This window comes from Sphingobacterium endophyticum, assembly GCF_009733535.1.
Lineage (GTDB): Bacteria > Bacteroidota > Bacteroidia > Sphingobacteriales > Sphingobacteriaceae > Sphingobacterium > Sphingobacterium endophyticum.
Window position 1 is genome coordinate 15683 of record NZ_SMMI01000018.1, and the last position, 25163, is coordinate 40845.

The following is a 25163-nucleotide window of genomic DNA, read 5'->3' on the forward strand; positions in this document are numbered from 1 at the left end:
TTTATTTGCTAAGGTTTTGTTTAGCTTCATTTAAGATTGTTTCTACCTCAGATTTTAATGCTTTGTCTTTAATTTTGATCAATTGAGTTTCTGTGATTTCTGCAATGCGTTGACCTATGATTTTTGTGTCAGGGTTTTGACTAAAATAATTGGCTACCATAGCTCGAGCCAAAGGATGGTAGTCATAAGTCACTCCCAACAGTTGTAAGTTTGCATCATTTTTAATTGGATAATTTTTTCTTAACACATCCAAGATCTTTTCGGGTGAATTTGGAGAAACGGATCTTATAAAAGGATCCTCGAAATACCAGGTGTTATATTTTCCGACAGTATCTGTATAGTTTAAAATTGCGCCCGTTTCATTATCATATTTCTTACCATAGAATTTTTCCAAGTCCTTTGCCAATTGGTCTTTTGACATATTTACCTGACCCGGAACCTCCCAAATATTAATTACCAATCCGCTTAATAATGATTCCACAGTCATAATTTGCTTGTCATCTGGCATCATATAAATTCCATCGAACTTTTGATTTATAAAGGGCATGGTTAAAATATTTCCTGATTTTGCATCGATGACTTTAACAGCATAATCAAATCTTTCAGCGTCATCTTGGACAAAAATCTTGGAATCGTCATTTGAAAAGTGAAAATATTGTGAGTTTTTACTAATGCGGATATTTTGACCAAAAGATTTTTTACTATCTAAGTTCCATAAACGCATATGGGTAGCGTCTTCTGATAAAGCCATTACATTTCCTTCATTATTGAATACAATAAATGGAGATGCAATAGTTTTTACATCAAGTTCAGATTTAAAATCTTTTGTATTTAGTAATCTAGCATTTCCATTATTACTAACAATTATTAAGTAATCACTGTTGGGGCTAAATGCACCACTGTTTATAGTTTCATTACCTTCTGCTAATACTTTTTTAGATTTAATATCCAATACCCTCCAACTGTCAGGTTTTACCATTATTATTTTTTTGAAATCTGGACTTACTGAGAACCCCGGAATTTCTTGATCCATCTCAAATTTTAAGGTTTGATTACCCGTTTCAATATCCCAGGCAGAAAAACTTTTAGGTCCGGTACGAGCCAATACTTGAGTTTGATCATTATTAAAAATATATGTTTTTACCTCAGAATCGAAAGGTTTGCCAATTGGTTTCCCTGTTTCGGCATCAAAGAAATATGTTTTTCCACTTTTTCCTTTAACAAGAATCTTTTTGGTTTTGGGAAGAACCAAGAACATCAATATTTCTTCTTGAATTTTGATATAATCTTTTTCTTTTTGGCCAGACTTTAAATTTAATTTATCCAAAGCTTGCTTTCCTTTGTATCTTAAAAAAACATCATTGTTTGTTATCCCAGGTGATGCATGCTGAAGTCCGGATTCCTCATAAAATTGTGAAACACGGAGTGGTGAAGTTTTTTTGTTTTCAATAAATAATTGTGAATTATTGCTGACTAAAAACTGTGTCCAGTCTGCTGATGTTTCATCCTTCGCTATTAAACTGCGCTCCAATATTTTCATCAAGTCAGTCAAGAAGAAGATATTTCGCGGTAAATCCGAGGTTTTTATTACAGAACCTGTGTTTAAATCAACTTGTGAAATCTTCACGTTGTCACCAATAAAAAAGTTCCCCTTATCTGTAAAACCATAGAAAGTTATTGAAAATGGTTTCGGTAAAAACCATTCTTTTCCGGTTGCTTTATTAAAATAAAATATACCATCGGGATTATTATAAGCGATTTGGTTTCCATCAATACTAAATTCAGGAGCTCTTAATCCTGATTTTACAGTCTTTTTAAAGACTTCTTTAGGAATTTCATTTACAAGGTCAAATACCCGTATTTCATTATTATTATTAATGCTCTGTTCTATTATGAGAGTTCTAGAACTTTTGTCAAAATAAGCTGATGTAGGAACGAGTTGCTCAATGTTAATTAAAACTTGTTCTTGTTTTGTTTCTGTATTGAAAAATATAACCTGTTTTGATTGCTTATTTATTACGATATATTTCGAATCTGGAGATACCGCAGTTAATGATATATAACTACTATCAAGGTTGGGTCTTAAAATCTCTTTTTTATCATTTAAGATATTATAACGCACGATTTCTAAACCTGAGTTTATGATATACGCATTGTCTTTATGGTCAAATTGTGGAAATCTAGGTTGGTCTGAATTAATATCATCTTTTTGGGCAATTAGTTTTCTATTTACAGCATCCCATACTTGAAGGACATATTGCCGATTTCCGGCACTTGCAAATCCAACAAGCCATTTACCATTTGGCGAAAACCGGGTCGTTCCAATATTCACATTCGGCATTCTAATTAAATCCTCCTGAACAGCTAACATAGATTGAGCAAATAATGCGGCACTTTCATCACCTCTTCTTGTTGCTTCAGCGATGTATGCTGCACCATCTCCATATTCACTTTCCGTAAGTTTGTTAATCCCTGATGCATAAAGTGATTTAGCAAGATTTCTTAATGCAGAATTCCGTTGGGTCCAAGCAAAAATACCTGCCAAGATCGCGATAATTCCTAAGGCAGCAATTGCTGTAGCAATTCGTTTTATGTTTTTATTCTTTTGTTTGATTTTTTCTAATTGATATGCTTGGTCACGTTTGGTTAATTCTGCTAATGGAACACCTAATATTCCGGCAATTATTTTTAATAATGCAAGATCCAATCGTTTTTTATATTCATCAACTAAACCTTTTATTTGATAGTTTGGAATGTTGGCCTCTTGTAAATGTCTTCTATATGCTTCTGCAGATGTAAAACCTTCCTCTGTGGAATTGGGAATTCGAACATCAGCTGCTAAAACTTCCTCTGGTTGATCGAAATTGATTTTCCCGGTTTGGTCAATATTATATCTTAATTCATCTGGAAAACATTGTGCTTCCGTATTTTTCTCTCCATATTCGGGCTCTCCTTTTATTATAAGAGCCATAATTTTCTGAGACTTTCCACTTTGCTTAAAATATCTTAGTTCATCACGAACGTAGGTAGATTTAGCAGATTTGGGAGAACTTAAATAAATTAAGAATTCTGCTCGATCTAAAGCAGAAGTTAATGACCCACTTAAACTGGAACTCGCCGAGAGTTCCTTTTCGTCTTGAAATACAGGATATATCTGACGTGGAATTTCCTCCCCTTGTGAATTCTTTTTTCCTATTAAATCTTCAGGAATTTCATAAGTCTCTAATGCATGATGTAACCAATCTGCCCATTTTCTACCTTCTCCTTGATTATCACTATGACTGTAACTTATGAATGCCTTATATTGTTTTGTTAGGTCTTGTTCTTGATTATCCATAAATATGATTTTGGTAGTGTATCAAAATCTTTTTGTCAAAAATCAATCCTAATTCTAATATAATTTGAATTTTTTTGATAAAATTTATTTTTAATATTTAAAATCTTTAATGAAATATCAATTATTTTTAAAGATGTTGAAACTTATATGATGTAACACAAAAATATTAATAGAATTAATGAGAATATTATTTGATCATGCGTAGAAATGCTCAAAAAGCCTCGATTTCAATGTTTGTTAATCTAGGAGATCAGGAGCTGTTAGGTTCAATGGAAGAAGTAATTATTACTATTTATTTAAAGGTTAAACAATCAGGAAAGTTCAACTTGAAACCTGAGGATGGAATTATCGTGAGTAATGGAAGGAAAAGTTTAAAATTTGAAATTTGAGATTTAAATTTTGAAAAAAATAAATTGATATTATAAAAAAGAAGAAGATCCGAATATAATCGGATCTTCTTCTTTTTTATAATATAGTTTTTATTTATGCTAGAACGAACTGTAGGTCTGCTTGAAACTTAACATCATCACTTACCATAACGCCACCAGTTTCTAAAGCTGCATTCCAAGTTAAACCAAATTCAGCACGATTAATTTTTCCTGTTACTGTATATCCTGCTTTTTGATTTCCCCAAGGATCTTTACCAATACCACCAAATTCAACGTCAAAAGTAACTGGTTTAGTCACATCTTTAATTGTTAAATCACCTGAAAGTTTATATTCACCATCATCAGTTTTTTTAATGCCGCTTGATACAAACTTGATATCAGGGAATTGTGAAACAGCAAAGAAATCTTCACTTTTTAAGTGTTGGTCACGTTGGCTGTTTTTTGTATTGATTGAATCAGCTTTAATATCCACAGCCACATGTTGAGCTGTATCAAGTTGATCGCTATTGTTATCAACATTCACAGAGAAGTTTTCGAAATGACCTTTAACAGTTGAGATCATCATGTGTTTTACTTTAAATTCGATTTCGCTGTGTGCGCTATCTAAGTTCCAATTTGCCATAATATTTTTTCTAATTTTTTTCTAGTTGTTTTGTTTAACAAAGATGCACTGATAAATGTTTACACACATTGATGTATGTTAAGAAATACAAAAAGTTGTAGAGATTTATTAGTATTTGAATGAATCGTTGTTAAAATTAAATAATTGATAATGAATTACTGACGAAATTATGACGGTTAAAATCTGTTAAAGCTATTTGATTTATTGAATCGCATAGTATATTTGCCATCAAATGAAAGCGATTATCACATTTGTACTATTTTTCTTATTTCTTTTGATAAGAAGTGGTAATAGTCATGAGGTAATTAATCACTCTGATAGACCCGCTATCAGTTTTATGGAAAACCATGTTTTAAATATTAGTACTCAAAGCAAACATTATTTCCAACAATCAATCTTCTCGCAAGCAAATTCTAAAGGAACTGGAAATCATTCCAATCACATTTTGCTGGAGCAAGAATCTGAAGATTTTCAACTTTGGAAAGATTACCATCTTCAGATGGCTTTTTATGCCTGTTTGATAGCTTTTACGTTTTTAATGCTTCTTCCAAAGAATTCTGTAAGAAGACCGAATGCGTATATTCTCAATAATAATTCCAACCCTATTTTTATTTCTCAACGCTCGTTGAGAATTTAGTATCCAAGATACTTCAATGGTCAAATGCATTTATGCGGTTGATGTAAAGGTATCTTAGAATATAATTTCTTAATACAACAACAATCTTCGTTGGCTATTGAATGTCCTTATCCCTCATTTGGGTGTTGTGCCCATTTTACATTCAAAATTTTAAAAAATATTAAAACACAATGAAGAGAGTTGTAATGCTCATGAGCTCCTTGGCTGTATTATGCCAAGTGGCTTGCCATGAAAAAAAAGAAGAAAAAGAGGAAGACTTTAAATTTACTGCTACCTCTCCCGCAGAAATTGACACAAGTTTTAACAAAGAGTATGTTTCCCAGATTAAATCTGTTCGCAACATTGAACTCCGTGCTTTAGAAAAAGGTTATCTGGAACAGATTTATGTCGATGAAGGTCAGTATGTTCGGAAAGGTCAATTGCTGTTTCGTATCATGCCGAGAATGTATCAAGCCGAATTAAACAAACAAATGGCAGAGGTAGATGTCGCTCAGATCGAAGTACAAAATACCCAAAACCTATCCGATAAAAACATTGTTTCTCCTAATGAACTTGCTATGGCAAAAGCCAAATTGGAGCGGGCAAAAGCAGAAGCCGCAATTGCTAAATTGCATTTAACTTTTACTGAGGTTCGAGCACCTTTCGATGGTACAATCGATAGAATTCCATTGAAACTTGGAAGTCTTGTTGATGAAGGTGAATTGTTGACTACTTTATCTGATAACAGTCAGATGTTTGCTTACTTTAATGTCTCCGAACCTGAGTATTTAGATTATCAAAGAAACACAGCATCCCGTGGTGACAATCATGTTTCGTTATTGTTAGCGAATAATGAAGAACATGATCAAAAAGGGATTGTGGAAACTATTGAAGGTGAATTTGATATTGAAACGGGAAATATTGCATTCAGGGCAAGATTTCCAAATCCTAATAAATTATTGAGAAATGGCGAAACGGGAAAAGTTTTAATGACTGTTCCTATGAAACATGCATTGCTTATTCCCCAAAAGGCAACTTATGAAGTTCAAGACAAAAAATATGTATTTGTTATAGATAAGGAAGGAAAAGTGATATCCCAGTCTATAAAAGTAGGTGCGTCTTTACCGGACCTCTATGTGGTCTCTTCAGGGATAAGTAACCATGATAGAATTCTTTTAGAAGGTCTACAGAAAGTAAAAGATGGTGAAAAGATTAAGTACTCTTTCGTAGAACCTAAAGAAGCTATCTCCAACTTGAAAATTAGAACAGAATAAGTAATTAGGAAATATAGAATAATCATGTTTAATAGATTTATTAATAGGCCAGTTCTTTCTATTGTCATTTCCCTTATCATCGTGTTCTTAGGGGTATTGGCCATGACACAATTGCCAGTTACACAATTTCCATCAATTTCCCCTCCGAAAGTAAATGTTAAAGCGGAATATCCTGGAGCAAATGGTGAATTGATGATTAAAGCGGTAATTATCCCATTAGAAAGGGCAATTAATGGGGTTCCTGGTATGAAATATATGGCATCCGATGCAGGTAATGACGGAGAAGCCAGTATTCAAATTGTATTCGATTTGGGAACCGATCCAAACCAAGCATCAGTCAACGTTCAGAATAGGGTTGCCTCAGTAGTAAATAAGCTCCCTCCAATTGTAGTTCGTGAAGGAGTGAAAATTACTCGTGAAGAATCTAATATGTTGATGTATATCAATATGTACAGTGATGAAAAAGATTTGGATGGAAATTTCATGTTTAATTTTGCTGACATCAATGTGGTCTCCGAATTAAGACGTGTTCCGGGTGTAGGTGTGGCAGATATTTTGGGAAATAGGGAATATGCAATGCGAATCTGGTTAAAACCAGACCGTATGACAGCTTACAAGATTTCCTCCGAAGAGGTTATGAAAGCCCTGGAAGAACAAAGTTTAGAAGCTTCCCCAGGCCGTGCCGGTGAATCCTCAGGTATCAAATCCCAATCCTTTGAATATGTACTAAAATATTCTGGTCGTTTTACCACTGAAGAAGAATATGGTAATATAATATTAAAGGTTAATCCCAATGGTGAAATTCTTCGATTGAAGGATGTAGCAGATATACATTTTGGATCTGCCATGTATGATATTTATTCAACATTGAATGGTCGACCTTCTGCTGCTATCGTATTAAAACAATCTTATGGTAGTAATGCCTCACAAGTTATCAAAGATGTAAAATCCAAAATGGAAGAACTTCAACAATCCTTCCCTAAAGGTTTACATTATGAAATCAGTTATGACGTATCCAAATTCTTGGATGCTTCTATGGAAAAGGTGGTACATACTTTAGTTGAAGCTTTTATCCTTGTTGCTCTGGTGGTGTTCCTATTTTTAGGTGATTTAAGGTCTACTTTGATTCCAACTATAGCTGTGCCTGTATCATTAATCGGAGCATTTTTATTTATGCAATTTTTTGGAATAACCATCAATTTGATCACCTTATTTGCCTTGGTGCTAGCAATTGGGGTGGTCGTTGATGATGCTATTGTTGTAATTGAAGCTGTCCATAAAAAAATGGAAGAAGAGCATATTTCAGCATATAAAGCAACAAAAAGAGCCATGCATGAAATCGCTGGAGCCATTATTGCCATTACATTTCTAATGGCTGCTGTATTTATACCTGTAGCTTTTATGTCAGGACCTGTAGGAATTTTCTATAGGCAGTTTTCTATTACCATGGCGACTTCTATCATTCTTTCCGGATTAGTGGCGCTAACTTTAACTCCTGCTCTCTGTGCAATTTTATTAAAAAACAATCATGGTAAACCTAAAAAGAAGTCTATTGTAGACAAGTTTTTAGATGGATTTAACAGATCTTTTGACCGGGTTCAGAATCGTTATGTGAAGCTGTTAAACAAAATTGTTAATAAAAGAGCAATTACATTATTGGTTTTAATCAGTTTCTGTATCGGTGCATATTTTCTAAATAATAGTGTTCCTTCTGGATTTATCCCAAATGAAGACCAAGGAATGATTTATGCAATTATCCAGACCCCACCAGGATCTACATTAGAAAGAACGAATAAGGCTGCTCTCGATTTGCAAAAAGAAGCTGAAGTAATTGATGGTGTATCATCTGTATCTTCTTTAGCAGGATATGAGATTTTAAATGAAGGTACTGCAGCAAATACCGGAACGCTCCTAATCAACTTAAAAGGCTGGGAAGAACGAAAAGAATCTGCTATTGAAATAATTGAACAACTTGAAAAATGTGCTGAAAATATACCTGGAGCTTCTATTGAATTCTTTCAACCTCCAGCAGTACCCGGTTATGGTGCAGCAGGCGGTTTTGAACTCAGATTACTTGATAAAACTGGGAATAATGACTTCCAAAAAATGGAACAGGTTAGTCGGGATTTTGTTAAAGAACTGAATAATCGGAAAGAATTGGCCTCTGTCTTTACTTTCTTCAGTGCCAGCTTCCCACAATATCTATTAAAAATTGATAATGATGTTGCTCAGCAAAAAGGTGTTTCTATCGATAATGCTATGAGCACACTTTCAACCTTAGTTGGTTCAAATTACGAGACCAACTTTATCAAATTTGATAGGCAATATAAGGTAATGGTTCAGGCATTACCTCAATACCGTGCATTACCACAGGACATCCTAAAACTTTATGTGAAGAATGATAAAGATGAAATGGTTCCTTTTTCAGAATTTATGCATATGGAAAAGGTATATGGACTTTCCGAGATAACTCGTCATAATATGTATTTAGCATCTGAAATATCAGGATCTGCAGCACAGGGATTTAGTAGTGGTGAAGCAATTCAAATTGTTCAGGAAACTGCATTGAAATCATTACCTCGTGGCTATGCAATTGATTGGGCAGGTATTTCTAAAGATGAAGTGGCGAGGGGAAATCAAGCTATTTATATCTTTTTGATTTGTTTGGGTTTCGTTTATCTAATTCTTGCTGCCCAATATGAAAGTTTCATTTTACCATTTGCTGTTATTCTTTCACTTCCTGTCGGTATTTTCGGTGCATTTTTTCTATTGAAATTGCTTCAATTGGAAAATAATATATATGCTCAAGTGGCTTTAGTAATGTTGATTGGTTTGTTAGGAAAGAATGCAGTCTTGATTGTAGAATTTGCTGTTCAAAAACATCAGGAGGGATTAAGCATTTTTGAGGCTGCTCTTGAAGGAGCGAAAGTTCGTTTTAGACCTATCTTGATGACATCATTCGCATTTATTGCAGGGTTAATTCCTTTAGTTCTGGCAACAGGTCCAGGAGCTATTGGTAACCGAACGATTGGTACCGCTGCAGCAGGAGGGATGCTCTTCGGTACCGTCTTCGGCGTCCTCGTAATACCAGGGCTATATTACATTTTTGGAAGTATTGCTTCCAAACGGAAACTTATTAAACATGAAGATGAAAACCCATTATCTGAAGAAATCGATGGAAACTAAAAATAAAAACTACTTCAATTGGGTTGCAATCACTTTGTTGGCACTTTCAGCTTCCAGCTGTAAAGTGCCTCAAGCAACTCAAATGAAAGAAAATAAGAGCCTTCCGACCGCATTCAATGAGGAGCTTGTCAATCAGGATACCACAAATTCTGGGAATGTGAAATGGAGAGAATTTTTCACAGATCCTAATTTAATTTCCTTATTGGATACCGCTTTAAAGAATAATCAAGAGCTCAATATCACTTTGCAAGAACTTGAAATTGCAAAGAATGATATCATGCTCAGGAAAGGAGCATTAAAACCTATTGTAGGTGTCGGTGCAGGGGCAGGTATAGAGAAAGTTGGACGATACACTTCTCAAGGTGCTGGTGACGCATCTACAGAAATAACGCCTGGCCATGAAATGCCAGATCCCCTAGGAGATTTAAATGTGTCCGTTTTTGCACATTGGGAGGTGGATATCTGGAAAAAACTTAAATACTCAGAACAAGCAGCTGTTAACCGATATTTAGCAACAGTTGAAGGTAAAAACTTTGTTTTGAGTAGTTTAATTGCAGAAGTTGCTAATTCTTATTATGAACTGTTGGCATTAGATAACCAATTGGCTATAATACGTCAGAATATCCTTTTGCAAGAGAAAGCTTTAGAGGTGGTGAAAATACAAAAAGAGGCTACTAGAGTGACGGAACTAGCAGTCAAAAAGTTTGAAGCTGAAGTTGCCAAAACTAAAGGAATGGAATTTTCTACATTACAACAAATTAAGGAAACAGAAAACCGAATTAACTTTTTATTAGGCCGTTATCCTCAAGAAATTGTGCGTAATCAAAGTAGTTTTATAGATCTAGTCCCTGCAACTGTTAAAACTGGAATTCCTAGTCAACTATTAAATAATCGCCCGGATATTCTACAGGCAGAGCATGAATTAGCTGCCGCAAAATTGGATGTTCAGGTAGCACGCAAAGAATTCTACCCCTCATTAGATATTTCTGCAGCCTTTGGACTACAGGCTTTCAAACCTTCTTATCTCTTTCGATTGCCTGAATCTTTACTTTATAATTTAGCGGGTGATCTTACTGCCCCTTTATTAAATAAAAATGCAATTAAAGCGGAATTCAATTCTGCAAATTCAAGGCAGATTCAAGCAATTTATAATTACGAAAGGACTTTACTCAACGCTTTCACTGAAGTTTCAACCCAACTTTCAAATATTGACAACCTAGAAAAAGGATATGTTTATAAAAATCAAGAGGTTGATGCATTGAATAAATCTATTGATGTCTCTAATGAATTATTCAAGTCTGCAAGAGCAGATTATTTAGAAGTGTTGATGACTCAGCGTGATGTTTTGGATGCAAAATTAGAATTAATAGAAACTAAAAAACAACAACTCAATGCAGTTGTTAATGTATATAAAGCTTTAGGTGGTGGTTGGAAATAACCAATCAACTATGCTTAAATAGGGTTAGTTTTCCAGGGGAACAATTTTTATTGTTCCCCTTTTTTTTCCAAAGGGACTGATCCTTAAAGTTAATTAACTAAGGCATTGAGGATTTTCGTGGAATTAGCTTTGTATTTAGTTCGATTGTTTCAAAATCATCAATTGGATATTTGGATTTGATAATCTCAACTAATTTATTGAATGCTACCATTCCAATTTCTTCTGTGGGTTGTACGACTGTAGATAGCGAAGGATTTAGTGAATTTGGTATTCTAATATTCGAAAATCCTATGACGCAGACTTCATCTGGGACTTTGATGTTTAATTCTGCTAAAATACCTAAGGTCAATGTGGTTATATCATCTGTGGCTCCAAAAATAGCATTTGGCATTTTTCCTTGAGATTTTAAAAAATTTAATTTTTTGACTATTGAATTTTCAATCTCATCATGTTTACTATAATCACATTCCAAATAGAGATTCGTGTCAAAAGGAATTTGATGATCAAGTAAACATTTCTTAAATCCTAATAATCTATCTGCTGCAACCCCAATATTTTTACCTGTAATATGTAGAATTTTGGATCTGCCCGAATTAATTAAATGCTCAGTTGCTTCATAGGCACTAACCTTATTGTCGATTCCAACTTTATGAGTTTTTATTTCATGGTTTACCCGATCAAATAAAACCACAGGAATCCCGGAATTTTGGAGCGCTTCTAATTGTTCTATATTAGAGTTAAATGCAACAGGTGAAATTAGCAAACCATCAATTCCCCGCATCCTTAATACATCAATGGCATGCTTTTCTAATTTGATATCATCTCGACTTTGCATAATAATGATATCATATTTTTCCGCCTGTGATCCATTATGAATACCGTCCAATACTTGCGAAATAAATGTATTGCTAATGTTAAATACGATGACACCTATTGTATTGGTCTTTCCTGTTTTTAAAGTTCTTGCAACTTTATTAGGAACATAATGATGTTTTTCAGCATAATCCTGAACCAGCTTTTTCGTGGACTCACTGATTTCATAACTGTCCGATAAGGATTTTGATACAGTTGATACCGAAAGCTTTAAATCCTTGGCAATGTCCTTTAACGTCTTACGTTCAATCATAATTAGTTCATCTTGAAAAGGAAATTTAATTTCCAACTTCTCAATTTTTTAAATAAACGGAATTTTAATCGTTTTGACAATTTATTGAAGGCTTTAATTAATTTTTTAATAGATCTTTTTTAATGCCAATTCAGGATCAATGGGGTTTTAAACCTTTCTTATAGAGCATTGGAGTATTGCTTTCTGTTGTTTTGCTATGAAAAATCAGCTGTTTAATTTAAAAGGTATCTCTTGAATCGATTGATAACATCGCTGTAATAAGATGATAAACTATAAAAGGTAAATATATTTCTACAAATTAAATTAATAGTAAGCTTTTAATATTGAATAATGTTGCTTTAAAGGGGTTTTTTGAAAAAATATTAATAAATCAATAACAATTTGTTAAAAATTGGAATAATTTATGTTTCATTATGATAAATTATTTTAAAGAAGCCAAATTAATTAAAAAATGCATAAAATTAAAGTCATAATTACAGGAGCTACCGGAATGGTAGGTGAGGGGGTACTGCAAGAATGTTTGAATAATTCTGAAGTGGAAAAGGTGTTAATTGTGACTAGAAAGGAGTATCCAATTACTCATCCAAAATTAAAACAAATGATTTTTTCAGATATTCTGAATATTGATCAATTGGGTGATGAGTTAGTGGATTATAATGCTTGCTTTTTTTGTGCCGGTGTATCCTCTGTGGGAATGAATGAAGATAAGTACACCAAATTAACCTATGATTTAACTTTAAATTTTTCAAAAAAATTACTTGAAATTAATAAGGATATAGTCTTTTGTTATGTCTCCGGTAGTGGCACTGATAGCTCTGAAAAAGGAAAGGTGATGTGGGCTAGAGTAAAAGGAAAGACTGAGAATGATTTATTAAAACTTCCATTTAAAGCAGTCTATAATTTTAGGCCTGGTTTTATGCGTCCAAGTCCTGGTGCAAAAAATGTAAAAGGTGTTCTAAAATTTATTTCAGCTTTATATCCAATCCTTAGACCATTAAACAAAACTTATTTCCTAACTCTTGAAGAGGTAGGAAAAGCAATGGTTGCAGTCTCTAGGAATGGATATAATAAACATATATTGGAAACTCAAGATATTTCATTCTTAGCTTCTCAATCCTAAAATTTTTATAAATCAATTTACCACTTAATTCGGACTCAATTCTATAGTATCATCTTTTTATCTCCATATATTTTTTAATTGATTTATTGAGAATCATTAAAATAAATAAAAAGGATAAAATGAAGAATAACGAGAATTCTTAAACAAAAGCAATTCGATTTTAAATTGTTTTAAAGTATATCTCTGTTTTAAAATCTTTAAGTACTTAAAGTGTAAAGAATAAAGACGTTTTAGTAATTAAGTTATTTTCTTTTTAATTCTTGTTGGATTGTTAATTTAATTCAAAATTTAAGTTAAAAAATGCTTAATAATTTTTAAAAAAGTGTAGATGAAGTCAATTTTATTGCGTTAATTCGTATTGAACTTTAAAAGAACTAATAGTAAACCTGAAGCAATTATCGGCAACGATATTGTTATAGAAATTTTTAAAGCCAAAATTATAAATCGTTTTAGCATTATTTATTATTAACTATATTTTTATGTGGAATTCTGACAATTTTACTCGTAGAGGAAATAGGCTATGGATTATTCCGTTAGTACTCCTCGCAACAAGTTACAGTCCTGCTAACGCGAACGTTAGTTTAGGATCGAACACAGTTCCAACCACTAAATTGCACCAGCAAACCGTTTCTGGTACGGTTAGAGATGCTGGCAATAATCAGCCATTGGAAGGTGTTACAATCTCCATTAAAGGTACCACAACAGGTACGCAGACGGATGCAAGCGGTAATTTCTCAATCCAAGCCAGTAATGGACAGGTCATTGTTGCTAATTATATTGGGTTCAAGTCCCAAGAAAAAACCGTAAGCTCCAGCTCAATGAGCTTTTCATTGGAAAGTACAGATCAACAAATTGAAGAACTAGTTGTTGTCGGTTACGGTACAATGAGAAAATCAGACGTAACTGGATCCATTTCTAATGTAAAAGGAGAGGATATGATTAAAGCTCAAAGCTTTAGTCCACTTGAAAACCTAAGAGGTAAAGCTCCAGGTGTAAATATCTATTCTAACTCTAGTCAGCCAGGTGCTTATGCAAATAGGGTTATTATTCGTGGTACTAACACAATTAACTCTTCTTCAAATCCACTTTATGTAGTCGATGGGGTAGTGATGCAGGATTTTCACTTGTTAAATCCAAATGATATCGAAAGTATTGAGGTTTTAAAAGACGCATCTTCAGCAGCAATTTATGGTGCTCGTGGTGCAAATGGCGTTATCTTGGTTACTACCAAAAGAGGTAACAAGGACGGAAGAAAAACGATCAGTTACCAAGGTTCAGTTAGCAGTAACTCTGTACAAAGATATATGGATGTTCTAACTGGTCAAGAATGGGTGGATGCCTTTATGATCGGTCTTCAGAATGAAAATAATTGGCAAGGAAAAAATTGGAATCTGGACAAAAAATCATGGTTCAATGATCCTAATTATTTTGATGCTAGCGGTAATCCATTATACAATACGGATTGGCAAAAAGAGGCTACTAGAAACTCCTTATCTCATAATCACCAAATTGATATTCAACAAGGGGATGAAAGTTCGTCTGTAGGGGCTTTCTTAAATTATTCTGAAAATCAAGGTGTTGTAAACAATACATACAGTAAACGTATCAATGCTAAATTAGCATACGATTCTAAAGTTAAGGAATGGTTATCAACAAGTGTTAACTTATTGGCAAACCATACTTGGGGCCGTCATACTCCAGAAGACGGTGGTGGACAAGATGCCCGTCGTACAATGATTGAGATGCTTCCTTGGCTTCCTATTTATCAACCTGATGGAAAATATACTTCTTCTTCATCATCTACCGTATCGAATGTATTAGCATTTGAAGGTATGGCTAACCCTGTTTCTATTTTAGATTTACAGAAAAGAATGCGCTATAATACCCAAATCTTTGGTAACGCAGCATTAACTTTCCATATCGCGGATGGTTTGGATTTGAAAACCCAATTCGGTATTGATAATCATAGAAAAGAATATAGAGGTTACTCTTCTATTACATTAAACAATATTTCAAGACCTAATGGTTGGGCAGAAGTTAACAGCTGGAATGACCTATATTGGCAAGAAGAAACCTATTTGACTTATAATAAAACTTTTGATAAACATAGGGTTAATGCTATGGCAGGTCTTTCATGGCAAGAACGTACCTATTACGGTTTCAATGTGAGAACTGAAGGGTTTACAACAGATGCTTATGAATACAATAACTTAGGTGTGGGTTCAATCCCAGGTTCTCCAGGTTCGGGAACTAACAAATGGGCCATGAACTCTTACTTCGTTCGCGGAAACTATAGCTACGATGATCGTTATTCGGTAACATTAACTGCTCGTGCTGACGGTTCTTCTAAATTCGGTGAAAACAATAAATACGGATTTTTCCCTTCAGCAGGTGTGGCGTGGAATATTGGTAATGAAGCTTTTATGAAAGATCAGACTACAGTTTCTAATCTGAAATTACATACAAGTTATGGTGTTACAGGTAACTCTGAAATCAATCCGTATTCCTCTTTGTTTATGATCAATGCTGGAACAAGTTTAATGAATGGAGTCCGTGAACCTTTTGGATTTGTAGGAAATTTAGGTAACCCAGATTTACGTTGGGAAAAAACTAAAACTTATGATGCAGGATTTGAATTAGGATTATTTCAAAATAGATTGAATTTTGATGTCTCTGTTTACAATAGAACTACTACTGATTTATTATTAGAAGCACCAGTACCTTATGCAACAGGTTATGCTAGTGTTTATAAAAACATTGGTTCTGTTAGAAATAGAGGGGTGGAAATTTTAGTGAATGCATCTCCTGTAAGAAATGATGATTTATCTTGGAATATTACATTGAATGGTTCTTATAACAAGAATGAGGTCTTGAAATTAGGTGAAAACAACGAGGATATTCTATTGAATGGATGGGTTGGAGGTCCTAACAGTATTATTCGTGTTGGTGAAAACTTAAACAGTTTTTATGGTTATAAACGTAATGGAATTTATACAGTTCAGGATTTCGAAAATGGTGATATTGAAGAAAACAAAATTGGTAGACCTAACAGATCAACTAATCAACAGATCCTAGGTAAAGGTGTGCCTGATTGGATGGGTAGTTTTATCAATACAGTAAACTATAAAAACTTTGATTTAACCGTTGACCTACAATTTGTTTATGGTGTTGAAACCATGCAACAATTTTTCCACTCTACTTATGACCGTTTCGGTATTACCAATGGTTTGAAAACTATCCTTACTGATGCATACAATGGATCTAATCCAAATACTATGCAACAAGCAATTTACCTACAAAATAATGGTCACGCTGGTCAGGATACAAATGTGGATTCTCAATGGGTAGTAGATGGTTCATATTTACGTGTGAATGTATTGCAGTTGGGTTATACATTTAAATCAGATTTAGCAAGTAGAATGGGATTCTCGGCATTACGTATATACGCAAGTGCGAATAACCCTTGGTTGATTACAAATTCTAAATTCCAAGGTTATGATCCAGAGAGTACCTCATTGGGTGAAGGAAATAAATTCGGTCAAAATATGACTTTCTTCTCTTATCCAAGGGCGAAAACATTCACTTTCGGAGTTAACTTGACTTTATAATTTCTTGAAGAAACATTATTATGAAAACTAAAAATTTTGCAATCGCTATATTATTGACCGGTGCCTTAGGGTTAAGCTCATGCGAAAAGTTTTTGGAGGAAAAACCGCTTTCGAATGAAACATTAAACTTTTTCTTTAAAACTGAAGCACAGGCTATTGCCAATGTCAATGCTCTTTATCGTAGAGGAGCTCCCGTAAGATATGGAAATGCTGGGTCGGCTTATCTTGGACCGACAGCATCAATCCCAACCTTTTTAACTGGTTATTTCACCAATGCCTATGAAAACCAGGAACTCGTTTGTCTTTATTCTAAACAATTGAATAGACAACAGAATACTAGAATTGTTTCTAATACTATGAATACTATTTGGAATGAAAGTTATTCTTCAATAAATATCGCAAATGGTGGTATCAAGCATATTCCAGAAATTCCTTTCAATAACGAGAATGAAAAAAAGGTATTAATCGCTACTTCTAAATTCTTTAGAGCGTTCAACTATTTCTATTTAGTGAAAACTTTTGGAGATATTCCAATGCCACTTGAACCTACTGAGAACTTGGAAAATCTTTATTTGAAGAGAACTCCGACGGCTGATGTATATAAGCAGATTGAAGCTGATTTAAAAGAAGCAGTGGATGTGTTACCAGCTGTTACATTTACAGATAATAAAAACAGGGCAACGAAATATGTTGCTGCTATGACCTTAGCTAATGTCTATTTGCAGCAAAATAAGTTTGCTGAAGCTGCTACTTATTCAAAAATGGTGGTTAATTCTGCACATAATTTAACCCAGAACGAAGATTTAAAAATGAAAAGTGCGTACAATAAATTACGTACCACAGATAATTTACCGGAGAGTATCTATGCATATGAATTTGACGGTACAATTTCTGCCAGCGGTTGGTGGCCTACCTATGGTTTCAATTCTTCTGCAACTGCTGTTTTTGATAAATATTCGATTTTTGAACGTGTTTATGGTCCAAGTAAGACCTTCTTAAATGTTTATGAAGCAAATGATCTAAGGATTCAACCAAATCAATTCTACCACTGGGAATATAAAAATCCTAATACTGGAAAAATTTGGAAATCTGATGATGCTGCAATTTGGTATTATGTAGATGAAGCTGCTATATTAACGACTGGTCGCGGTACTAAAGATTTCAATATCTATCGTTATGCTGAAGCTTTATTAATTGCTGCTGAAAGTTCAGCGAAAGCTTCTAATGCAGTAACTGCTGAAGCAGCAGGATATCTTGCAAGAGTTAAAGCAAGAGCGAGTACAACTGGAAAAACAGTGGCTCAGTATACCACAGAATTGCAGGCTCTTTCTCCAGCGGCATTTGTTGAAGCTGTATGGACGGAGCGCCTTCGTGAATTGCCTCTAGAATTCAAAATGTGGGACGACTGTTTGCGTACCGGTAAATTCCCTGTAGTTTCTGCAACCGAAAAAGGAAAAGTTACTTACGTGAATTTAGTTGGTGCTAAAAACGCTGCGGGTGCAACATTTAAAGATTCCGACCTTTTATGGCCAATCTCTTTAGATGAATTACAACGAAATCCAGAGTTAACTCAAAACAAAGATTACCAAGCTACAAATTAAGGCGAATAATCATATAGAAAGAGGCTGTCACTGACAGCCTCTTTTGTTTCATAAATTTTCTAAAATAAATTTAACTCTTAATTCTATATCCATTTTCGGAATCTCTATAACCTCATATCCATATTTTAGATAAAGCTTTCTCATATAATCAAAGGTATACTGTGCCTCCTCCCAAGTTTGTTTCCTTTCAGAATCTGTAACATAAATCTCTTCCCAAGGAGGAAGAATAAAGATTTTATGATATAATGGCTTTTTAAGAATTTCAAATTGAGCAATTGTCATCGGTAGATTTTCCATTTCCATATAACAAATACTGTCAAGTAGGCCTCGATCAAAAAAGACAAACCCTTTTTCATTAAGGATTGATCGTTCATATTCTTTCAGAGATTCCTCCCACATTAACCTTGCATACTCAGCTTTATTTGCCCATGGTAATGCAGATCCACGATTCAATACTTGATCTTTAATAATTTGCCGGGCTACCTCTGGAATACAATGAAAACCATATTCAGAAAGATGGTTTAGTAAAGTGGTTTTCCCTGTACCAGGTCCTCCTGTGAGTACATAATAATTCCTTATTTGATTTTGCATAAATCTCCTTTAAAATATTAATTCAAGAACTTCTCCAGGTAATCCGTCAAAATCTCTAAATTCCCTTGTTTGGAACCCATTTTTTATCAATATTTTTCTCGAAGCAAGATTATTGGGATCTATAATTGCAAACATCCCTTTCAGCTTTTTCAACAAACGGCCGTAATCAATCAAACACGCTGCAATGGCACTTGCAATTCCTTTTCCCCAATATTCTGGAAGTATTATATAACCCAACTCGGCGATATCGGAATTTGATTCTGTAATCTCAAGTTTTGCTAAGCCAATAAATTTCCCACTTTTCCTATCAAATATTTTATAGGTCCCGAAATGATCCGAAATAGAATTTAATTTAAGTAGCTTTTTGAAATCCTCTCTTGCCTCATCAAACTCAAAGGGTCTTTCTGTGATCATGGCCATAACTTTTTCATCATTGACCATTTGAAAATAATAATCAAAATCTCGAGTACTATTTACAAACTTGAGAAGTTTATAATGTTCCAATTCTATCATAAATTAATAATTTTTAAATAAAAATAAAAATTATTAACGACAATAGACCTATTGTTTGATTTTTAATAATTACTCTAATGCATGGAACTAATTAATATACTTCAGAATTTTTCTTCATTTGTCTTAGTTTAAGAACCTTGTCACTTAAGATTACAAATAAGAAAACATAAATCATTTGAGAAAATATTGTAATATAATTTTTCAGCGATGGATCTGTTATTTTTGTTTCTAAAAATTCAGTTATTAGAAAAGTAAACCCTATTCCAAATATAGCACCAAATGCAAACGAAAATAAGGCATATTTCCTTGTCCTATTGATGGATGCTTTTTCAGCCTCTAGTTTTTCAATTCGAGCCATTACTTGAGAATCAAAATCATCAAATGGAAGTTCCATTTTTGAAAGCCCCATGAAGTCCTTTAACTTATCCTTATGCTCTTCCATATTGCAAGCTTTTTAGTTCTTTATTCAATTCGCTGGCCATTCTTTTTCTTCCTCGGTGGAGAATAACCTTTGCATTTGCATTTGTCCATCCAGTAATCTCACATAACTCCTGGATTGAAAGTTCCTCTAAATAGAAGAGTCTTAATGATAGGGCTTCATTGCTTGGTAATTTTAATAAAACCTCATTAATGATTTGTTTCTGTTCCTCAATAATCATACTTTTTAAAGCATTTTCATCTAATTCAACATCATGTCGTATAATGTCTAATTCTTCATATTGAATGGATTTATTGCGTATAATCTTATAAGAACAGTGCACAACTATTCTATAAAACCAGGTGCTGAATTTAGATTTGCCCTTAAAATTCTTTAGCGAAAGATAAGCCTGGACAAATGCTTCCTGCGTGGCTTCTTCAGCTAAAAGCTCATTTTTTACAATAGAAATAGCAACGGAAAAAGCCATGTCCTTGTAGGTACTGATTAAGTAACCAAAAGCATGGCGATCTCCTGAAAGTACTTTATCTATGTAAAGACTATCCATCAATATTTTCTTCGTTTTTTGTTTTTTTATCAGCTAGAATTAATGCAGCGCCAACTGTTAATGAAATAATACCAGTGACAATAAAACCTGCTGAATCATCATTGTCTGAAATTACCTGATTTGAAAATAATAAACCAGATGTCAATAATCCTATGGCCAATCCAATTACCACTGTTCCTATTCTTTTCCATGAATTAGGATTTCTTGGCGTCTTTGGAATCGGGCCCCCCAGTTTCGTAATTGTTTCAGAACGATACTTCGCAATAAAAAATGTACATAGAACAATACATGCAAAGAATGAAATAGGTATTAATACTTCTAATGCTCCCATAATTTTTAATATTTATTCATTAGTGTCTGGCTGCACGCTAAAGGTTACAACATTTTTAAAATTAATATTAATACCTGCAAAATATTCCGGTAGTGGGAAATAAAAAAATCCTGAGCTGGGAAGCTCAGGATTTTTACCAAACCAATTATTAACCTAAATTATGAAATTATTTACTCTTATTACTCTTTTGCTTTTTATACTACTAAAACGCATAGATTATCGGTTTCGTGTAAGGTTCGCAAAGGATTAACATCTTTTAACAGAGTTTTTTATTTCAATCTAAGCAAGTTTATCAATCATTTTCATCCTATGTTTTTGGTTATTTCTTAATCAAAGGTAAAATTTCCTTCTCAAATTCTTTTTCCATTTCCTTTTCCAATAATTCAGCTCCTCGACGATTGATATGCCTGTCATCATAATAAATTAAAGTATCTCGATAATATGGCGCATCATTATATATCGAGGCTTTGGAGATATCCCATATATAAACGTTCTTATTTACTCTGGCAATTGAATCTATAGTTCGAAAACTATGCTCATTTGCATGAAGTCTGAACTTATAATTGCTGTTTTTAACATAACCATGGTTAATTCTTACTGGATTTCTATCCATGATAGGGTATGAATTTATAAGCACTAATTTCTGATGTGGTTTCAAGGATTTTGCTAATGAATCAACTGCGCTGGTCACACTATGATATTCATCAAATGAATCTGCTGAAATGATAATCACATCACTCGAGTCAATCAACTGTTTGGTATGTGGAACTAATGACCTGGAATAATTATAATAAACTAATTCCCTTTCTGGTATTTCTGATTTTTTAATTCCTTCTAAAGCTGGAAATGAATCAGAGGTTAAGGTCTGTAATGAAAAATGAAATTTGTTTCCTAACAAATGGAAAAGTGGTTTTAATGAGTTGGCATGGCTATTTCCTAACAAAAAGACATGTGGATGTTTATCTGTACGATCACCTAAAAATGAAACATTGTCCCTATTATGAGATTCAATTGCAAAAGAGGCATGTGTATATTCAAATGGAGTTTCAAATTTTTTCGATAGTCCGTGTAAACTATAGGTGGCAATTCCAAATGGGAGAATAATTGCTGAAAATTTCAGAATGAAACTTTTGTTATTTCCTGTTCTTAATTTGTTTTCGATGAGCGTATAGGAAACCCAACTTAAAATAAACGTAAGAACAATAATCATAAAAATTTCTTGAAGATTGAATTGATGTCCTTCAAAAACTCCTTCTCTATATCTTAAAAAAGCCATGATTGGCCAATGCCATAGATATAACGAGTACGATAGGGTTCCTAAATAAACTAATAATCTATTTGACAAGAATTTACTGATAATATTTTCATTTGAGATAAGGATTAGCCCAATTCCAATACAAGGAATAATTGAATTAATACCTGGAAATACTGATTCTTCATTTAAAGTTATCAGACCATATAACAACAATATGAAACCTAGGATAGCAGATGGAAGGAATAGTCTCTTATTCTGGAGCTGACCATTAACCAAAATTATGCTAAATAATGATCCGATAAGAAATTCTGGAATTCGAGCTATCAACGAATAATACGTTCCTGTTTCCTGCCCAAAAATTAAATATCGATATTGATAATAACCTAATATGCCTAAAATTAAGGCTATTAATAGGTAGGGAAGTGTTTTTTTATTGAAAAAAATCAGGATAAAAGGCAGTAAAAAATAAAATTGCATTTCAATACCTAAGGACCAAGTGTGCAATAGGGGATTTTCTGCCTGTTTTGCTCCAAAATAAGAATCACCACCGGCGAAAAAGAAATTCGATACAAACATACCTGCAGTGATTAAGGATCGCCGCAATAATGGTAGATCCATAGGTAGGTAGATAAAAAACCCAACCACAGCAACAACTAATAGAAGAAAATAATATGCCGGAGCAATTCTTTTCAATCTTCCTTCGTAAAATTCTAGTATGCTGAATTTATGCTTCTCCTTCTTTTTTAATATTATTCCCGTAATAAGATATCCGCTGATGACAAAGAAAATGTCAACTCCTAAAAATCCAGAAGGTAACCAATTAGAGTTTAAATGAAAAATAAAAACCAGAAGAAAAGCAATCGCCCTTAGTCCTTGAATATCATTTCTATAACCCATAAAATATAATTTTAACGAAGGTAGAATTAAGTTGAATCAGTCCTTGTAATAAATATTCTACAAATTAATTGTTTTACTATCTAAAATTGGTAATTTTAGATTTATATCTACTTATAATCAATAGTTTAGGATATTAACTATTGTTCTTGATAACCTATAGCTATTATTAAAAACTCCAATAATTAAGATATTGAATTAATAAGTTTTTAACAATTAAAAACCAGATAAAATATTTCAGGATTTTTTTCGCAAACTTCATGATAGGTTTTCATGTTATTAGGTTATGAATAAGAATCTAGACAAAGAGTATACCCAAGATAACACCTCAAGTTCCGAAAAGAAAGACCCAAGTGCGGAATACTTAAATGAACTTCAAGCGCAGGCATTGGAAGTTAGTAAAGAAGAAGATGCCACTTTTGGAGAAAAAATTATTAGAGAAGGATTACAGAATTGGCCTGAATTGATAGATGAGGAACTTAGGAAGTTTAAAGAGAAGATAACTAAATAGGATGTTGTTAATTTAGCTTTTTAGGAATTGAATTTCGGCCTACAAAACTTCCATTTCCTAAAAGGAAGTTTATTGCCTTAATAATATTTCTTTGAATGCTTTCTTCAGACTTTAAATTTCCAATATACCTAACTATTTCCTTTTTTAAGGATGGTGTTAGCGATTGAAATATTTGATTGGCCTTGTTATTAGAATTCAATGCATGTATGAGTAGAGGATGCATTTTAATTTCCCTATTTTCCGTGTCAAGCTCGATATAGATTTCTAGCTCCTCCGAAATTCTTTTTGGAGAATTCTTCAACATTTTTGAATTAATATAAAGCCTCCAGTTTCCATCGTACCTTAATAAAGTTTGAAGAAACAACCCAGAACCATTAACCGAAACTTTCAAAGGGATATGACCTTTTCTTTTTCCTGAATGTAAAAAAATCTCCTCTAATATTTCTTCAGGTATAAATACAAATGGATTAATCCCAATTATGTTCAGAATCGTTTTAAAAGTATTGCAATAGGACATCCGGATTGAGTTTAATTATATTAAAAATACGCATTGTTAGGTATTTTATACTGAAAGCAGGCTACTTATATTTAGTGTCACACTAACTATTATCAATTTAATTTCAATTTGATTTGATAAAGTTAAAATAATCCCCCCTAAATTTTTATCTAGAATGACCTCTTGCTTGTCTAAGGAAGAGGTTAGTTTATTGAGGATTCATACGTGGAATTAATCAGTCGTTTTCAACAATTAAATATTTTCTGATAAATTCTCTAGGTGATATTCCTTTGATTTCCTTAAACTGCTTATTGAAATTTGAAATATTATTATATCCACTATTGAAACATGCTTCTGAAACATTAAACCTTTTTTCAATTAGCAATTTCGAGGCATGACCTATTCTTATTTCTTTTAAAAAATCTGAAAATGTTCGGTTTGTTTTTAATTTAAAATATCTGCAAAATGCTGCATTTGACATAGGAACTATTGAACTAACATCCTTTAATGAAATATCTTCCTTGAAATTTTTATATATGTAATTATAGATTTTATTAATTCTTGTTACCTCTTGAAGTTTCTCTTTTGAATTGTATCCTTCAGAAGATAGAATCCTAAAAGAATTGGAATGAGCTAATAAGTCTAATAATTCTAACATAATTACTGAGCGGGATAAACCGGTTTTATTTAACATTTTATTTAATAAAACTCTAGCTTCCGCAATTGTTTTTCCCGAAAATAAAATGCCCTTTGAGGCTTTATTAAAAAGAATATTGATAAATTTTGCTTCGGGTTTATTTAAGAAATCCTGACCAAGAAAATCTGGATAAAAATGAACAACAGTTACTCTTGCAAAAGATTTTTCATCCAATGTGTTATGGTATTGCCAACAATGAGGGAGGTAACTACCTAATAATACCAATTCGGGTCCCATAAAGTAATCTATGTGATCCCCAATTAGTCTTTTCCCTTCACAATTTTCAATTAATGCTATTTCAAAATTTAAATGTGTACGAAAAGTGGTATGTTTCTTTATTTCTAATTCTTCCGTTCGAATCGTAATTGACTGATCTAGCGGAAATATGAAGTTTTCATAAATAAAATTCATAACATTATTTTAGGTTTCGATTTTCAATATAGTAAAATTTTTATCATAAAACAACATATTCGTTGTTGCTGAAAAATATCAGGTCATGAAAATAAATGATTTTATTTTACAAGTATTAAGCAAATATAGTATCGATAATTGTCAATTTTAAGGTAGTAACTTTT

The 25163-nt window shown here is 33.1% G+C and carries 20 protein-coding genes; 9 read left to right on the forward strand and 11 right to left on the reverse strand.

Features of this window, described 5'->3' with window-relative positions:
* Window position 1 precedes the first annotated feature (1 nt).
* Window positions 2-3337: a toll/interleukin-1 receptor domain-containing protein gene (locus tag E0Y80_RS17495; protein ID WP_156308971.1), complete on the reverse strand. Its 3336-nt coding sequence runs from the start codon at window positions 3335-3337 to the stop codon at window positions 2-4.
* Window positions 3338-3534: 197 nt separating this feature from the next.
* Here E0Y80_RS17495 and E0Y80_RS17500 point away from each other — a divergent pair, with 197 nt between their 5' ends.
* On the forward strand, window positions 3535-3726 hold the full coding sequence (locus E0Y80_RS17500) for a hypothetical protein (protein WP_156308972.1): 192 nt from the start codon (window positions 3535-3537) through the stop codon (window positions 3724-3726).
* 94 nt (window positions 3727-3820) lie between these two features.
* On the opposite strand, the gene E0Y80_RS17505 is transcribed toward E0Y80_RS17500, so the two are convergent.
* Entirely contained in the window at window positions 3821-4348 is a 528-nt protein-coding gene (locus tag E0Y80_RS17505) for a YceI family protein (RefSeq protein WP_156308973.1), read from the reverse strand.
* A gap of 232 nt (window positions 4349-4580) precedes the next feature.
* Here E0Y80_RS17505 and E0Y80_RS17510 point away from each other — a divergent pair, with 232 nt between their 5' ends.
* The 4 genes from E0Y80_RS17510 (at window position 4581) to E0Y80_RS17525 (ending at window position 10862) form a co-directional block, all read left to right on the forward strand.
* Window positions 4581-4985: a hypothetical protein gene (locus E0Y80_RS17510; RefSeq protein WP_156308974.1), complete on the forward strand. Its 405-nt coding sequence runs from the start codon at window positions 4581-4583 to the stop codon at window positions 4983-4985.
* 170 nt (window positions 4986-5155) lie between these two features.
* Complete coding sequence (locus E0Y80_RS17515) at window positions 5156-6238, forward strand: efflux RND transporter periplasmic adaptor subunit (RefSeq protein WP_156308975.1); 1083 nt, start codon at window positions 5156-5158, stop codon at window positions 6236-6238.
* A gap of 24 nt (window positions 6239-6262) precedes the next feature.
* Complete coding sequence (locus E0Y80_RS17520; protein ID WP_156308976.1) at window positions 6263-9424, forward strand: efflux RND transporter permease subunit; 3162 nt, start codon at window positions 6263-6265, stop codon at window positions 9422-9424.
* Window positions 9381-10862 carry a TolC family protein gene (locus E0Y80_RS17525; RefSeq protein ID WP_317163562.1) on the forward strand — a complete coding sequence of 494 codons (1482 nt, stop codon included), beginning with the start codon at window positions 9381-9383 and terminating at the stop codon, window positions 10860-10862. Before E0Y80_RS17520 ends, E0Y80_RS17525 begins: the two co-directional genes overlap by 44 nt.
* Window positions 10863-10959: 97 nt before the next feature.
* On the opposite strand, the gene E0Y80_RS17530 is transcribed toward E0Y80_RS17525, so the two are convergent.
* On the reverse strand, window positions 10960-12024 hold the full coding sequence (locus tag E0Y80_RS17530; RefSeq protein WP_156308977.1) for a LacI family DNA-binding transcriptional regulator: 1065 nt from the start codon (window positions 12022-12024) through the stop codon (window positions 10960-10962).
* A 415-nt stretch (window positions 12025-12439) separates the two neighbouring features.
* Here E0Y80_RS17530 and E0Y80_RS17535 point away from each other — a divergent pair, with 415 nt between their 5' ends.
* From E0Y80_RS17535 to E0Y80_RS17545, 3 genes are all read left to right on the forward strand, one after another.
* Window positions 12440-13108, forward strand: coding sequence for an NAD-dependent epimerase/dehydratase family protein (locus tag E0Y80_RS17535; RefSeq protein ID WP_156308978.1), 669 nt, complete (start codon window positions 12440-12442; stop codon window positions 13106-13108).
* 479 nt (window positions 13109-13587) lie between these two features.
* Window positions 13588-16716: a SusC/RagA family TonB-linked outer membrane protein gene (locus E0Y80_RS17540; RefSeq protein ID WP_156308979.1), complete on the forward strand. Its 3129-nt coding sequence runs from the start codon at window positions 13588-13590 to the stop codon at window positions 16714-16716.
* 20 nt (window positions 16717-16736) lie between these two features.
* Window positions 16737-18317 (forward strand): RagB/SusD family nutrient uptake outer membrane protein, encoded by a 1581-nt coding sequence (locus tag E0Y80_RS17545; RefSeq protein ID WP_156308980.1) that lies wholly within the window; start codon window positions 16737-16739, stop codon window positions 18315-18317.
* Window positions 18318-18365: 48 nt separating this feature from the next.
* Here E0Y80_RS17545 and E0Y80_RS17550 read toward each other — a convergent pair whose 3' ends face one another.
* The 6 genes from E0Y80_RS17550 to E0Y80_RS17575 form a co-directional block, all read right to left on the reverse strand.
* Window positions 18366-18908: an AAA family ATPase gene (locus E0Y80_RS17550; RefSeq protein WP_197091651.1), complete on the reverse strand. Its 543-nt coding sequence runs from the start codon at window positions 18906-18908 to the stop codon at window positions 18366-18368.
* Window positions 18909-18917: 9 nt separating this feature from the next.
* Window positions 18918-19421, reverse strand: a complete 504-nt coding sequence (locus E0Y80_RS17555; protein ID WP_156308981.1) for a GNAT family N-acetyltransferase — start codon at window positions 19419-19421, stop codon at window positions 18918-18920.
* 91 nt (window positions 19422-19512) lie between these two features.
* The gene (locus E0Y80_RS17560) at window positions 19513-19863 is read right to left on the reverse strand and encodes a hypothetical protein (protein WP_156308982.1); all 351 of its coding nucleotides are present in this window, start codon (window positions 19861-19863) and stop codon (window positions 19513-19515) included.
* Complete coding sequence (locus tag E0Y80_RS17565; RefSeq protein ID WP_156308983.1) at window positions 19850-20404, reverse strand: RNA polymerase sigma factor; 555 nt, start codon at window positions 20402-20404, stop codon at window positions 19850-19852. The genes E0Y80_RS17560 and E0Y80_RS17565 overlap by 14 nt, the downstream gene beginning before the upstream one ends.
* Window positions 20397-20735 carry a hypothetical protein gene (locus E0Y80_RS17570; RefSeq protein ID WP_156308984.1) on the reverse strand — a complete coding sequence of 113 codons (339 nt, stop codon included), beginning with the start codon at window positions 20733-20735 and terminating at the stop codon, window positions 20397-20399. The genes E0Y80_RS17565 and E0Y80_RS17570 overlap by 8 nt, the downstream gene beginning before the upstream one ends.
* Before the next feature lie 319 nt (window positions 20736-21054).
* Window positions 21055-22887, reverse strand: coding sequence for an acyltransferase family protein (locus E0Y80_RS17575; protein WP_156308985.1), 1833 nt, complete (start codon window positions 22885-22887; stop codon window positions 21055-21057).
* A 283-nt stretch (window positions 22888-23170) separates the two neighbouring features.
* On the opposite strand from E0Y80_RS17575, the gene E0Y80_RS17580 reads away from it, so the two are divergent.
* Window positions 23171-23395, forward strand: a complete 225-nt coding sequence (locus E0Y80_RS17580) for a hypothetical protein (protein WP_156308986.1) — start codon at window positions 23171-23173, stop codon at window positions 23393-23395.
* Between the two features lie 7 nt (window positions 23396-23402).
* Here E0Y80_RS17580 and E0Y80_RS17585 read toward each other — a convergent pair whose 3' ends face one another.
* Window positions 23403-23912 carry a YdeI/OmpD-associated family protein gene (locus E0Y80_RS17585; RefSeq protein ID WP_156308987.1) on the reverse strand — a complete coding sequence of 170 codons (510 nt, stop codon included), beginning with the start codon at window positions 23910-23912 and terminating at the stop codon, window positions 23403-23405.
* A gap of 214 nt (window positions 23913-24126) precedes the next feature.
* Window positions 24127-24762: a helix-turn-helix domain-containing protein gene (locus E0Y80_RS17590; protein ID WP_197091652.1), complete on the reverse strand. Its 636-nt coding sequence runs from the start codon at window positions 24760-24762 to the stop codon at window positions 24127-24129.
* Window positions 24763-25163: the final 401 nt, after the last annotated feature.